This is a genomic window from Streptomyces sp. NPDC040610 (genome assembly GCF_055594065.1).
Window position 1 is genome coordinate 1,304,714 of sequence record NZ_JBVIXA010000002.1, and the last position, 13,043, is coordinate 1,317,756.

A 13,043-nucleotide genomic window follows, 5' to 3' on the forward strand; every position below is an offset into this window, starting at 1 on the left:
TGGTGGTGAGGCGCCGAGTCGTGGGGTCGCTCAGGCCGGGAAGTCGGAGCGGCCCTGCGGCGCTTGAATCAGGAAGTCGCGGACTGAGAAGCCGCGCTGCCGCGACGACGCGGTCGGCCCGTGCTCGGGCGCGGCTTGCTCCGGCCATCGACCTTGTTCCGCTGCATCTCCGCGATGACCGCGAGGTCCGAGTCGCTGAACATCAGCTGGCCAGCCATGCGGTGGCACGGGAACTTCGGGCCGTCCTTCGCGTCCCGGTTCACGCCGACACGGAGCCACTTCTGTCCGCGCTTATCGGCCTCGTCCTCGGTAGCCAGGCCGAGCCGGACAGTGGCCTGCTTGAGGTTGTAGAAGCGCTCCAGGACGGACTCAGCGGAGGGCTTGTTCCTGCTGGGGGGAGCCTTGGCGGCGGGCATGTATTTCCTCTCGTGCCGCCTCCTCGGTCGGGGCGAGGAGGCGGTGATCGTCGTCGGGCACGTGAAGGACGGTGCGCAGGCGCTTGTACGTGGGGGGCCGCATGACGGCGCGATGGCCTGTTTCGAGCTGGCTCAGGTACGGCCTGCTGATCGCGGCGCGAGCAGCGCAGTCGTCCTGAGTCAGGCCGAGGGCCATGCGACGGGTGCGGATAGCCGTCCCGTCCACCTGGAAGGTGGTTGGGGGTCTGTGCATGTGATGAAGCTAGCGGCGTCATCTAGATTTTTCTAGAGAAACTCGCCAGTAACCTCTAATAAAGTCTAGATTCATCTAACTTCAGGGGCGAGTTTCGGCAGGTCAGCGCCAAGATTGGGTCATGGGGCCAGGCCGTTATGGCGGTAGCTAGAGGTAGCTGCGATGATTGGCGCCATGGCGCCCCCCAGCGATCAGACCGCCCGTCACCTGCAGAAACTCGCTGCGCTCGTGACGCAACGACGCATCACTCTCGGACTGACGAGCAAGGATGCGGGAGCAGCCCGGTGCAGCCTCTCCCGGATGACCTACCGCAAGGTGGAGGCGGGCGAGCGCGTGACCGAGACGTCGTACGCCAAGCTGGAGGTCGGCTACGGCTTCCGCCCCGGCTCGTGCAAGGGAGTCCTGGACGGGGCCGACTCGATCACCCTGGAGGACGGAACCGAGCTGATCGAGGGCGGCCAGATGCGCGAATACGTCGACCCGGACCAGCTCGCCAAGGTGATGCCGAGCGCCCTCACGAAATCGGCGGGCCTGTATGCGCCAGAGCTAACACTGGGTCAGATCGAGTCGATCGCCGAGGAGTTCATGGAGGAACTGCGGAGACTCGGCATCATGCCGAAAGACAACTGATCTGCACTCCTTGGCGTACAACCATTCGTACGTAATCGAATCGTAACTCTACGGAGCTGATGAACCTCAACATCCCCCTCCCGCCCAGCCGTTCCGCATGCAACTCTGACGGTCCACCTGGGGGGTTCTCCGAGCAGTGGAGGGGGACCTATGGCGACGGTCATAACCTACGATCGGCCCGGCTTCACGGCCCACGTGCTGGTCATCAAAGGACAGATCGTCTGTGGACTGACCCCAGCAGCCGCCACCGACGCGGGAATTCAGGCCCGCGTCAGACGGCTGATGAAGGGTCAGGGAATCGACTGCCGAGAGTGCGGCGGCTGCCCAGTCGGCCAGCCACACTGAAGCGGTCAGCACGCGGACGCCGGCGGTAGGGGTGCCTGCCGGCACATCCGCTCACCATGTTCGCCAGTCATCTGGGGGATGACGAGTGCCCTACGCAGAGCAGCGCGGCAACAAGTGGCGAGTCCGGTGGAACACCGGGAAGAAGAACGACGAGGGTCGCTGGATATTCGACAGCCAAGGCGGGTTCGACACCCGCGATGACGCCATCGAGTACGGCCTGGACCGCGAGTCGGACATCCGCAACGACCGGTACGTCTCCAAGCGTGACGGATCGGTCCTCATGAGGGACTACTGCCGGACGTGGCCTGACACGCAGGACGTCGGCCACCTGCGCAAGAAGGCGGTCAAGTCGATGATCCGCCTCTACATCGAGCCCCGCTGGGGCGACCTCGCCGTCGGCGACATCAAGGCCTCGGCGTACCGGGCCTGGAAGATGTGGATTGACGAGCAGCCGAACATCGGCGAGGGGTACGGCCGCGAAATCCTCGGCACCTTCTCGATGATGATGGACGACGCGGTCGAGGACGGCATGCGCCAGGCCTCCCCCGTCCAGAAGAAGCGGCGGCGCGGGAAGTACGTCAAGAAGAAGAAGGAACGCAAGCGCGACATGGCGCTCGCCGACGTGCACCAGCTCGCCTGCAACGGGCTCATGTTCTGGGGGTTCCCCGGCTACGTATTCGTCCTCACGATGGCGTTCACCGGGATGCGGCCGGCCGAACTCTACGCGCTGCGCCGCGAGTACTGCTCCCCGAACTGGCCAGCCTCTGACCCACTGGACGACCCGGAGGAAGAGGACCGCGAGGAGCGGCACGCCGAGGACATGGAGCGCTACGGCCCCGACCTGATGCCTGCGGTCCGAGTGCAGTGGCAGCACCAGTGGAAGGACGGCGTGCTGTCGCTGTTGCCACCGAAGTACGAGTCCCGCCGCCCGCTCGTCGTGCCACCGTTTCTGGCCGAGCTGCTGGAGATGCTGCTCGCCTCGCATCAGAGCGAGTGGGTGTTTCCGTCAATCACTGGCAACGAACTGGCGAAGGCGAACTTCACGTACTACTACTGGCGGAAGATCGCTGACGGGCAGAAGCCGCGTACGCCGCGAGCCAAGGGCGGCGGCCGGGGCGGGTCGTGGCGAGTGCTGCCGGGTTGGGAGCCAGTGAAGAACTGGGCGGGCAAGAGGCTGTACCTGCTGCGTCACGGCCAGAAGGAGTGGCTCGACGAGGACGGCCACAGCAGGATCGCGTCGGAGTCCCGGATGGGTCACGAAGTAGCCGGCGTTGAGGGCTTGTACGCGAACGTGACAGTGAAGATGGAGCAGGCCATCATGGAGTCGCTGCAGGCTCGGTGGCGGAAGTTCGTGGTGTCTCTCCCGGCGGACTGGATGCCCCGTTCTCCCACTCCTCTCCCATTGGATCTTGAGGAGTGGATGAAGATGCAGGTAAAGGCGGCTAAGGCTCAGTTATCCTGCATTGGTTCATGAAGTTCATCACCACCAAGAGCTTCATGCCGTTCGTCTACTACCGCATCCTGCTCGGCATCATCCTGTTCATCCTGGTGGGCGCGGGCACCCTGAGCCCGCACGCGGGCGAGTCGGCGGGGTAGCGGGGGCGGGCCTCTCGACGACCGTCAACTGGTCACCGTGCGTAGTCACTTTGGCCTCATGTGTCCCTCTGCTACCTAAAACGGCGATCTGGGCACGTTGTGTAGGCAAGGGGGGCGCTTTTTCCGTCCGATGGGTGCACGCTGGTCGTACGGGCGTATCCCCCGAGCGGCCGCCGCCGGCTCGTCGGCGGGGGCGGCGGCCGCGAGGTGCGAGGACGTGGCGGCTCCCCCTCCGCCGTGCGTCCTCGCACCGCTGCCCTCTCCTCGGGGGCGGGCGCGAGCCTCCCCCGAGGAGAGGAGGAGCCGGGACCGCGGTGTCCGCTGCCTGGAGCGCGGCCCCGGCTGCCTCATCCCCTCTTTCGTGCGGCGTCCGTCAGGAACAGCCGCCCGTCAAGGACCGTCGCCCGCAGGGCAGCCGGTCGCCGGAGATCACCGCCCGACCGCGTCCCCCGGGGCAGGGAGGGCGGGTGCGGCCGCATGGCGAGTCCGGTGAAGTCCGTGACAAGTCCCGGGGATTCCGTGAGCAGCCCGCGGGACCTCGTGGAAAGTCCGTGGGAGGTCCGTGGGAAATCCAAGGGGCCGTTCCTGGGCGATGCCCATGCCTCGGTGGCCGCGTCCTGACCATGCCTGTACCCACGGTAGTCAAACCAGTCCACGCAGTGAAGACCGCTGCCGCAAACGGGAGGCGATTCCTCCACGCACGGCCACCCCACGTGCGTCCCTGTCTCCGGTGGCCTCAACTCCCCCAGGAGTCGGCCCGTCCGCACCGCCGACGGCGACGGTCGCCCCGCCGGGCCCGCACCGCAGCACATGGTGCTCGCCGCTCAGGACCGGCCCGGTCAGCGTGAGGAAACGGACGTCCACCGTGACGTCCAGGCCCCGCGCCCCCGCGGCATGCCGACACGCACCCACCTCATCGATCGCGACCACCCACCGGGGCCGCCCCAGCGCCGTGACCGCCCGGACCGCACGACGGACGCCGCCACCGCCGTCGCCCTCGCCGTCGCCGTCCGCCTCATCGGCCTCCAGGACGACCAGTTGACGGGGAGCCACCACGGGCGGCAGCGCCCGCGCGACCGGCCCCGCCTCCGACACCAGCGCCACCGGAGCCCCGTCCCGGACCACCAGGCCGACCAGTTCCACGTACGGGCGCCCGCGCCGGGCCACCGCGAGGCGTCCCGTCCAGGCCCGGGCCAGCACCTCACGGCACTCGGCCTCCGTCATGCGGCGCACGGTCCCCACAGTCGACCTCCTTGTGCCGCCGCGGCCCGGGAGGGGCGCGGACGAACAGGGATGACACCCCCGAGAGGGGGCGAGCCGGGGTCCGGGGCACTGTCCGCCGTCGGCCCCCTGCCCGGAGCGGGCGGGGCCTCGACGCTTCGGTTCCTGGTTCTCTCGGTACCTGGTTCTTTCGGTACCTCGTTCTCTTGGTACCTCGTTCTCTCTTGGTACCTCGTTCTCTTCGTTCCTCACTTCTCTTATACGCGGTCCGGCTCCGCTTGGACCCCGGCGGGAGAAGAACGGCGGAGATGTATACGGGCCCGCCGCCCGAAGGCAGCGGGCCCGTACCAGGCGTACCGGGGCGTGGCGATCAGCAGCGCATGGCCCACGTGTGGGAGTCGCCCTTGTCGTTGGCCGCGCCGTTGCTGGCGACCTCCTGGCCCGGGGTGAGGCAGATGGTCATGTCGCCGCCCTGGCCGGACCGCGAGTACACCTTGACGTGGTCCTTGATCCCAGGACCCGAGATGCCGTGGTTGGCCCACGCGGAGTCCTCGTCCGCGATGTAGCTCTCCCACCAGCTGTCGTCGCCGGACCAGTTGGCGCGCTGGCCCCCGTAGTCGGCGTGCTCCCAGGCGCAGAACTCGCCGCTGGGGCAGTCGGCGGCCCCGGCCGGTGCGGCGACGGCGAGGCTTCCGGCCACCATGAGTGCCGCGGCCATGCCGAGGAGGGCCCGCCTGACGGCCCTCGCCCTCGGGGCGGACGCGGATCCTGGAGTGGCTTCGAGGGCGGATGCGGCGGTGGTGGGGGCGGAGGCGGAGTGCTTCAGCGTCATGTCGGGCTGCTTGTCCTTCTGTTCGGAGGGTCTGGTCGCTGGGGAGAACCCCCGCCCGTGGACCGGGAAGAGGGCACGGCGATGCTGCCCCCGCCCGGATTCACGCATTCCGCCCTTCACCCAAAGGTGGAGAAGTCCGTATCACCCTTTACGCCACGCGCGGCGACCGCCCGTGCACCTGGCTGCCCCGCCGCCTGCCCCGGGCCGGATGGCGGCCCCGGCGGCCTCCCGCCGTCTGGGCGAGCGCGTCGAGGTGGGCCTGGACGTACGGCACGGCCACATGCTCCAACTCGCCCTCGATGAAGGCGGGCTGGACGTTGACCTCGAAGACGACCCCGCCGTTCTCGATGGCCAGGTCGACCCCGGCGAAGGGCAGTCCGACCGACGCGGTGGCGGCGACGGCCAGTTCGGTGAGGCGGTGCGGCAGGTCGCGCGGGGCGATGAAGGTGGCGGTCGCCCCCTGGCAGGTGTTGCAGGGGGTGTCCGTCGCGGCCTGGATGTGCTCGCGGGCGTGGATGACGCGGCCGCCGAGGACGAACACGCGGAACTGGTGCCGTTGGCCGTCGGCGGTGGTGTTGCCCGCGTCCCGCGAGAGCAGCCAGGCGCTGCGCCGACGCGCGTAGTACTCGGCCGCCTCGGCCAGTTGGTCCTCGGAGGTGACGTGGAAGGTGTCGCTGCCGCCGGTGCCGACGACCGGCCTGGCCCAGGTGTCGCGGCCGAGCTCGTCGAAGGCGGCAGCCGCCTCGGACGCGCTCGGCCGCTCCAGAACGACCGTGTCCATCTGCGCGACGCCGTCCCGCTGGAAGCGGGCGACCGTGCGGTCCTTCTCCGTGGCCGTCCGCCACGCCGTCACCCCGGCGCCGAGGGTCACCGCCCGGTGGTGGGCGAGGAGACGCTGGAACGCGGCGAGGGAGCGGCGCCGGTGCGGCGGGATCTCGTACAGCACGACCACGTCGGGCACCACCTCCAGGCCCTGGTCGGGCACGTCGAGGCGTAACCGGATCCCGTCGCGGTCGCGGACGCGGCCGGTGCCGCACGGGGCGAAGTGGTGGGAGTCGATGCGGTGGGGCGGTGCGCCGGTGAGGAGTTCCACGGCGCGGGCCAGGTAGTCCCGGCAGCCCTCGGGGGACGTGGGATCGGTGATCAGGGCGACGCACGGTCCGGACACGGCTGCCTCCAGCGGCTCTCGGCGCGCACTCGGTCCGCGCGCACGTCGTGGCGCGGGCCCGGGCGGAGGTCACGGCGGAGCGGGGCCGGGTCGCGGCAGCAGGTCGCCGGGGCCCGTACGGCGCCGCGTCCGCGCCCGCCGGCCGTCCCGGCGGTGGCGGGCCGGGGCGACGCCCGGCCGGGGGTTCTGGTGACCACGGGACGGGGCTGTGCCCTCCCCCGATACGTGCCGCGGGGCCGTGGCCCCGTGTGCCGTTTCCGTACTCGGTTCCGTGTCCCTGCTCAGTGCCGTACTCGGATTCCGTGCTCGGTACCGCAGCGCCATGGGCCCCACACTGTAAGCGCGGGCCGGACCCCCGGCCAGTGCGCAGGCGCGCCGGTCTCCCGCGCCCGGTCTGCGCCTCGTGCGCCCTGTACGCGCCCCTCCTGGCGCGCGGTCCGCGCGGGGCGGCGCACCCCATCTCGGCGGTCCGGGCCCGAGCGGCCGTACGGCATCCCATCCGCTGCCGTAGGGCATCGCATCGGCGGGCCTTACGAACCGCCCCCTCCGGTGGGACGCTCGCAGCGACCCGCCGTGCGGGGCGTCCGGACGCACGGCGACGGGACCGCACGTGTACTGGGGGGATCTGCCATGGATCGTCTGCTCGCCGGTCAACGGCTGGACGTCGGGGGCCAGTTGACCTCGTCCAACGGTCGGATACGCCTCGTCATGCAGGGGGACGGCAACCTGGTCCTCTACCGCACGGACGACGACGTCGCGCTGTGGGCCTCCGACACCTGGCAGCAGCCCGTCACCCGCGCGGTGATGCAGCACGACGGCAACGTCGTCCTCTACTCGGACGAGGACAAGCCCTACTGGGCGACGAACACCGACGGCAACCCGGGCTCCTGGCTCGTCGCGCAGGACGACGGGAACCTCGTCCTGTACGCCAGCTCCGGGGCGGCGCTGTGGGCCTCGGACACCGTGCAGCGCTTCGGGCCCGTCGCCGTGCCGGGGTTCCTCCCCTCGACCAGGGCGCCGCTGTTCGGCAACAACCCGTGGCCGCCCGGGACAGCGCTCCGGATCGACGTGTTCGGCCTCCCCGTGACCTCCGTCGACGTGACCGGCATGGGGCTGTGCGGCGGCATGTCGTTCCTGGCCCGGGACATCTTCGAGAGCGGCACCCCGCAACTGCGCGGCCGCTCGTCGCGGGACATCCCCGTCGAGCTGGCCCAGCACCTCCTCGCCCGGCTCCTCGACAGCTTCATGGGGCCCGGCGTGGTCCAGCGCTGGCTGGGCGACACCCAGGGCCTCAGCCACGACACCGTGTTCTGGGGGGACGGCCTCTTCCGCCGCACCCTCGCCCAGGTCCCGGCGGTCCTGGACGACATCGACAACGGCGTCCTGAGCCCGCTCGGCCTCGTCCTGGTCCGCTCCTACGCGCCCTGGGACGTCTTCCTGAACCACGTGGTCCTGGCGTGGGGGTACGAGCGGCACGGCGATGTGCTGACGCTGCGTACGTACGACTGCAACCACCCCGGCGAGGACGACGTCGTCATCCAGCTCGACATCAGCTCCCCCACCCCCTCCAAGACCATCACCACCAACGGAACCAGCGACGGCGCCACCCCCGGCGAGATCCGCGGCTTCTTCCGCATCCCCTACACGCACGCCGACCCGTCCCCCGCCTACATCGACGGCGCCACCGTCGGCTCCACCGCGCACCCGCCGGCCCGGATGGCGCCGGGCGCCACGGCCCAGGTGACGCTGACGGCGACGAACACCGGCTCGACCAGCTGGGCCGCGCGCGACTCCCACCGCCTCGGCAGCCAGGCCCCGCAGGACAACACCCTCTGGGGAACGGGCCGGGTGAACCTGCCGAAGGCCACGGTGGACCCCGGCGAGCGGGTCCAGTTCCGGTTCACCGCGACGGCTCCGGGCACGCCCGGCCGCTACGCGTTCTGCTGGCAGATGCTCCAGGAGGGGGTCACCTGGTTCGGCCAGGCCAGCCCCCGGATCGTGGTGGCTGTCGGCGGGACGTCCGGGGTGTGCGAGCAGTTGCACGCGCGGTACGTGGACCTCGCCGAGCAACTCGACGACGTACGCGGGCAGATCCGGCAGATCGACTGGAGCGATCCGTACGAGGCGCGGCGGGAGCAGGGCAGGCTCGTCCGGCAGGCCGAGAGTCTGCGCAAGCATCTCGACACGGTGGAGCGGGACGAGCGGACGCACGGGTGCGCGCCGAGCTGAGGCCGGGACCCACACCCGCAGGCCGCGCACCCGCGTGGCCCACGCCCTCGGGCCGCGCGCCCGCAAGCCCCGTACCCGCGTGCCGTACTGACCTCGTCGCTCACATCGGGAACGACCGCAGCCGCACCTCACCCACCGGCCACGGGGCCGCCTCGCGCCCCTCCCCCAACGGCGTCCACATCGTCCGCAGCGGCATGACCACCGGCCCGTCGGGCTGCTCCACGTGGACGTCGCCCGTCAAGGCCCGCCAGCCGAGCCGGTCGTAGAGGGCGACGAGGGGCGGGCGGCAGAAGAGGAGGGCGTGCCGGGGGCCCATGGTGCGGGCGTGGTCGAGCGCCGCCGTGAGGACGGTCCGCGCGAGGCCCCGGCCCCGCACGTCGGGCGCGACGGCCACACCGCCGACGCCGATCACCTCCGTGGCGTTCCCGTCGATCGCTATCGGCAGCCGCAACAGGCCCGCGTGGGCGACGAGTCGGCCCGCCGCCGATCTGACGCCGAAGTGTTCCTCCTTGGGCAGCCACGTCAGGCCGGTCTCCGCGACCCCGAACGGGTCGGCGCCGTCGCCGAGGATCTCGTTCTGGTCGGCCCGGGAGTACGCGGCGAGCCGGACCGCGGTCAGGGCTCCGAAATCATGATCAACCATGTCCGCATGATGCGTGGCGGGACGGCGTGGGGACAAGTGCGGACAAGTGAAGAGCGCGACACGAGGCAACCCCGGTACGCGCGTTGTCATCCTCCAGGTCCGGGGCCCAGTGATCTCTCCAGGGATCCGGGGTGGCTGACGAACAGGATGAAACCGGAGGAATGTCTTGATCCATGTCCCGCGCTCGGTGACCGCCGCCGCGGCGGTCCTCGCGCTGGCGGTGGGGGTGCCGGGCCTCGCGCACGCGCAGCCGTCCGCCGACCGAATACCGCCCGCGTCACCCAGACCCGCCACGCTGCCTGGCACCCCCGCGTCGCCGGGAGAGGCCGGGGACCAACTGCCCAAGGGGTGGCGGGTCGACGGGTCCGGCGCCCGCAAGGAGCTGGTCTGGCGCGCCCCGGAGGAAGTGCCGATGGGCGACTCCCGGGTCGAGTTCTACTCCGGCGACCGCCTCCTCGGCGTCCCGGTGCCCCACGACGACCGGCGGACCTTCCGGCTGCGGCTCGACGACACCCACGTCGGACCGGCCGCGGAGCTGCGGGCGCAGGCCGGCGGCCGCCGTCTGGACGAGGGCGCGAAGGAGGAGTCCGCGCCGCGGATCTCGCCGCCCGCCGCCTCCGCCGAGGAGTCGGCCCCGCAGCCCGCGAACCGCGTCGACCCGGGCGTGCCGGGCAAGTACCGCACGGTGAGCGGTGAGTACACCCAGAAGTCGGTGCGCCTGCCCGGCTTCCCCGCGCCGGTGGAGATGCGCGGCACCGTGGTCGGGCCCGTCGACGCCCCGGGCAAGCGGCCGCTCGCGCTGTTCCTGCACGGCCGCCACTACACCTGCTACAACGCCCGCGGCGACCAGGACGGCGGCTGGCCCTGCAAGGGCAGCATGAAGCCGGTGCCGAGCCACCGGGGCTATCTGCACGACCAGAAGCTCCTGGCCTCGCAGGGCTATGTGACGGTGTCGATCGCCGCCAACGGCATCAACGGCCAGGACGACGTGGCCGAGGACGGCGGTGCCGAGGCCCGTTCGTCGCTCGTACGTCAGCACCTCGGCCGCTGGGCGGACTGGGCCGCGGGCCGCGGCGACGTGCCGAAGGCCGTGCGCGCCACCGCACCCGCCGACCTGTCCCGCGTGCTGCTCGTCGGCCACTCCCGGGGCGGCGAGGGCGTCAACCGCGCCGCGCTCGACAGCCTCGCGCCGCCGCCCGCCGCCGAGGACGGGGCTCCGGGCCCGGCGCGCTGGAACATCCGCGGCACCGTCCTGATCGGCCCCACGATCTTCGGCCAGAACCCGGTCCCCGACGTGCCGTCGATGACCGTCCTGCCCGGCTGCGACGGCGACGTGTCCGACCTCCAGGGCCAGATCTACGCCGACGGGACGCGCGGCGTCAGCCGCGGCACGGCCCTGCACAGCGCGGTCTACGTGGTCGGCGCCAACCACAACTTCTTCAACACCGAGTGGACACCGGGGCAGGCCAAGGCGCCCGCGGACGACGACTTCAGCTCCGGCAGCAGGCCCGACGCGGTGTGCGCCAAGGGCAAGGCGACGCGCCTCACCGCCAAGCAGCAGCAGAAGGCGGGCTCCACGTACATCGCGGCGGCGGCCCGCCTGTTCGTCGGCGGTGACGACCGGGTACGCCCGCTGCTCGACGGCTCCGGCCGCCGCGCCCCCTCGGCAAAGCCCGCGCGCGTACTCACCCACGCCGTCGGCGGCAACCGCACCCCCGCGTTCGTGCCGAGCTCCTCGCTCGCGGTGTCCGGCGGACGGCTGTGCGCCCAGGTGGACCGCAAGGCATCCCGCTCCTGCCTCGCCCCCGACGTGCGCGGCGCCTCGCCGCACTTCGCGGCCTGGGGCCCCTCGCCGGAGCCGGGCCGCCACGCGGTCGCGATGCGCTGGACGCAGTCGGGCACCCCGACGAAGCTCCGGCCGAAGAAGCCGGTGTCCCTCGCGGGCGCCGACAAGCTGGCCCTGCGCGTGATCGTGCCGCCCAACTCCACCGGCACCCGCCTCGACGTCGCCGTCACCGACGCCTCGGGCCACCGGGCGAAGCTCGGCCAGGTCCGCGTGAACGGGCTGCCGGGCACCGAGATGACCGCCTCCTACTGGGGGCGCGAGGTCCGCGTACCGCTGTCCGCCGCCGCCCGCGCCGGAGTCGACCTCAAGCAGGTCGCCTCCCTGGAGCTGACCCCGAGCAACCGGTCCGGGCGCGCCTGGCTGATGGACGCGTGGGGCTGGCGCCCGGGCACTCCGGACGCCGGGACCGCCGACCTCGCGCGGGTCGACATCGGCCGGCTCAAGGTCGACGAGGGCGACTCCGGGGCGCGCACCTACCAGGTGCCGGTCCAGGTCTCCGGGCACGGCACCGGCAAGGTCCGGCTGTTCGTGACCGACCCCCGTACGCACAGGACCACGAACCGGACCGTGACGGTGCGCCCGGGCGGCGCCGCCGTCGAGGTGCCCGTCACCGTGCGGGGCGACAAGCTCTACGGCGCCGACGCCTCCCACGAGGTCATGGCCAAGGCCGTCAGCGGCACGATGGTCGGCTCCCACCAGGGCGGGGTCCTCGTGCGCAACGACGACCCGATGCCGAAGGTCAGCGTGAAGCCCGTCGCGGACCGGGTCACCGAGGGCAAGCCCCTCAAGTGGCGCGTGACGCTGTCCGAGGCGGCCGACACCGACATCGAGGCCGGACTCGAACTCCGCAAGGTCACCAGCGGCACCGAACTGTCCACCAAGGACGTGAGCAAGCGCTGGCTGAAGGAGACCTTCGACCGGTCGCCGAACCCGGCACGCCGTCTGTCCAAGGTGTCGGAGATGCCGTACATCCCGGCGGGCATCGCCGCGGGCAAGCGCAGCGTCGAGGTGACCGTGCCCACCGTCAAGGACAGGGTGCGGGAGTCGAAGGAGACCGTGCGGCTGCGCCTTGTCACCTACGACCAGTCGTGGCAGCAGCACCGCGGCCCGACGGTCACCGGGACGGTGCGCGACCCGGCGTAGTCCGGCCGCGTGCCGCGTCCCAGGCGGCGGCGTCCGCGCCGCCGATGAAGTGCACGTCGTACCGGTCCTGTTCGGGCAGGAGGCTGTCGAACGTGTCCAGGCCGTGCTGCACACGGCCCAGGGTGCGGAAGTAGCCGAACCGGTCGACACCCGGTGTCAGGACCGCGAGCAGCGCGGCGGTCGCACCGCCCGCCGCGCCGAACGCGTGCGGCATCCCGGGCGGGATGACGACGAGACCCCCACGGGTCACCGTCGTCATCCCGCCGTCCAGGGAGAACTCCACGGCTCCGTCGAGGATGTAGAACAGCTCCGTCGACCGCGCGTGGAAGTGCGGCCTGGCGCCGTCCGCGCCCGCGCCCAGGGCCAGCCGGTTGGCTCCCAGGGCGCCGCCGGTGTCCGCGGCGTCGGCCAGCAGGTCGAAGCCGCCGCCGTGCGGAAGGGGTACGTGTTCGGCGGCCCCGGCCCGCACCACGAGGGCGCCGGGCCGGTCCGGGGCGTTGCCGCCATCCGAGGCATCCAAGGCATTCGGCGTGCCCGGGGCATCCGGGGGCGCTTGATTCGTCATGGTCCGCGTTCTCCCTGTTCTCTCTTCCGGTTGCCGGTTGCCGGTTGCCGGTTGCCGGTTGCCGGTTGCCGGTTGCCGGTTGCCGATTTCCCGTTTCCGACTTCCGGCTCCCGGCTTCCGGTCCCGTCGCGCGCTGCGACCTTCTTCGTGGCTCCC

The 13,043-nt window shown here is 71.5% G+C and carries 11 protein-coding genes and 1 pseudogene; 5 read left to right on the forward strand and 7 right to left on the reverse strand.

Annotation, left to right across the window (positions count from 1 at the left end):
* Nucleotides 1-68: 68 nt before the first annotated feature.
* Both ACZ6AA_RS12280 and ACZ6AA_RS12285 read right to left on the reverse strand, forming a co-directional pair.
* On the reverse strand, nt 69-416 hold the full coding sequence (locus ACZ6AA_RS12280; protein WP_471457766.1) for a hypothetical protein: 348 nt from the start codon (nt 414-416) through the stop codon (nt 69-71).
* Nucleotides 370-669, reverse strand: coding sequence for a helix-turn-helix domain-containing protein (locus tag ACZ6AA_RS12285; RefSeq protein ID WP_471457768.1), 300 nt, complete (start codon nt 667-669; stop codon nt 370-372). The genes ACZ6AA_RS12280 and ACZ6AA_RS12285 overlap by 47 nt, the downstream gene beginning before the upstream one ends.
* 300 nt (nt 670-969) lie before the next feature.
* Between ACZ6AA_RS12285 and ACZ6AA_RS12290 the strand changes: the two genes are divergently transcribed.
* The 3 genes and pseudogenes from ACZ6AA_RS12290 to ACZ6AA_RS12300 all read left to right on the forward strand — a co-directional run.
* Nucleotides 970-1,299 (forward strand): hypothetical protein, encoded by a 330-nt coding sequence (locus ACZ6AA_RS12290; RefSeq protein WP_471457770.1) that lies wholly within the window; start codon nt 970-972, stop codon nt 1,297-1,299.
* Between the two features lie 430 nt (nt 1,300-1,729).
* Entirely contained in the window at nt 1,730-3,118 is a 1,389-nt protein-coding gene (locus tag ACZ6AA_RS12295) for an integrase (RefSeq protein ID WP_471457772.1), read from the forward strand.
* Nucleotides 3,106-3,240, forward strand: a pseudogene (locus ACZ6AA_RS12300) (undecaprenyl-diphosphatase); the annotation flags it as partial. The gene ACZ6AA_RS12295 and the pseudogene ACZ6AA_RS12300, both read left to right, overlap by 13 nt.
* Nucleotides 3,241-3,882: 642 nt before the next feature.
* Here the strand turns inward: ACZ6AA_RS12300 and ACZ6AA_RS12305 are convergent.
* The 3 genes from ACZ6AA_RS12305 to ACZ6AA_RS12315 form a co-directional block, all read right to left on the reverse strand.
* A complete protein-coding gene (locus tag ACZ6AA_RS12305) occupies nt 3,883-4,464 on the reverse strand; it encodes a hypothetical protein (protein WP_468459637.1) in 582 nt (193 codons plus the stop codon).
* Between the two features lie 367 nt (nt 4,465-4,831).
* The gene (locus tag ACZ6AA_RS12310) at nt 4,832-5,179 is read right to left on the reverse strand and encodes a peptidase inhibitor family I36 protein (RefSeq protein ID WP_468459701.1); all 348 of its coding nucleotides are present in this window, start codon (nt 5,177-5,179) and stop codon (nt 4,832-4,834) included.
* Nucleotides 5,180-5,441: 262 nt separating this feature from the next.
* The gene (locus ACZ6AA_RS12315; protein WP_471457774.1) at nt 5,442-6,461 is read right to left on the reverse strand and encodes an ATP-grasp domain-containing protein; all 1,020 of its coding nucleotides are present in this window, start codon (nt 6,459-6,461) and stop codon (nt 5,442-5,444) included.
* A gap of 630 nt (nt 6,462-7,091) precedes the next feature.
* On the opposite strand from ACZ6AA_RS12315, the gene ACZ6AA_RS12320 reads away from it, so the two are divergent.
* Complete coding sequence (locus tag ACZ6AA_RS12320; RefSeq protein ID WP_471457776.1) at nt 7,092-8,690, forward strand: NBR1-Ig-like domain-containing protein; 1,599 nt, start codon at nt 7,092-7,094, stop codon at nt 8,688-8,690.
* A gap of 100 nt (nt 8,691-8,790) precedes the next feature.
* Here ACZ6AA_RS12320 and ACZ6AA_RS12325 read toward each other — a convergent pair whose 3' ends face one another.
* Complete coding sequence (locus ACZ6AA_RS12325; protein WP_468459643.1) at nt 8,791-9,333, reverse strand: GNAT family N-acetyltransferase; 543 nt, start codon at nt 9,331-9,333, stop codon at nt 8,791-8,793.
* Nucleotides 9,334-9,499: 166 nt separating this feature from the next.
* Here ACZ6AA_RS12325 and ACZ6AA_RS12330 point away from each other — a divergent pair, with 166 nt between their 5' ends.
* Nucleotides 9,500-12,322: an alpha/beta hydrolase family protein gene (locus ACZ6AA_RS12330; RefSeq protein WP_471457779.1), complete on the forward strand. Its 2,823-nt coding sequence runs from the start codon at nt 9,500-9,502 to the stop codon at nt 12,320-12,322.
* Here the strand turns inward: ACZ6AA_RS12330 and ACZ6AA_RS12335 are convergent.
* Nucleotides 12,294-12,887, reverse strand: a complete 594-nt coding sequence (locus ACZ6AA_RS12335) for a cupin domain-containing protein (protein ID WP_471457781.1) — start codon at nt 12,885-12,887, stop codon at nt 12,294-12,296. The two genes, ACZ6AA_RS12330 and ACZ6AA_RS12335, sit on opposite strands and share 29 nt — an antisense overlap.
* Between the last annotated feature and the right edge of the window lie 156 nt (nt 12,888-13,043).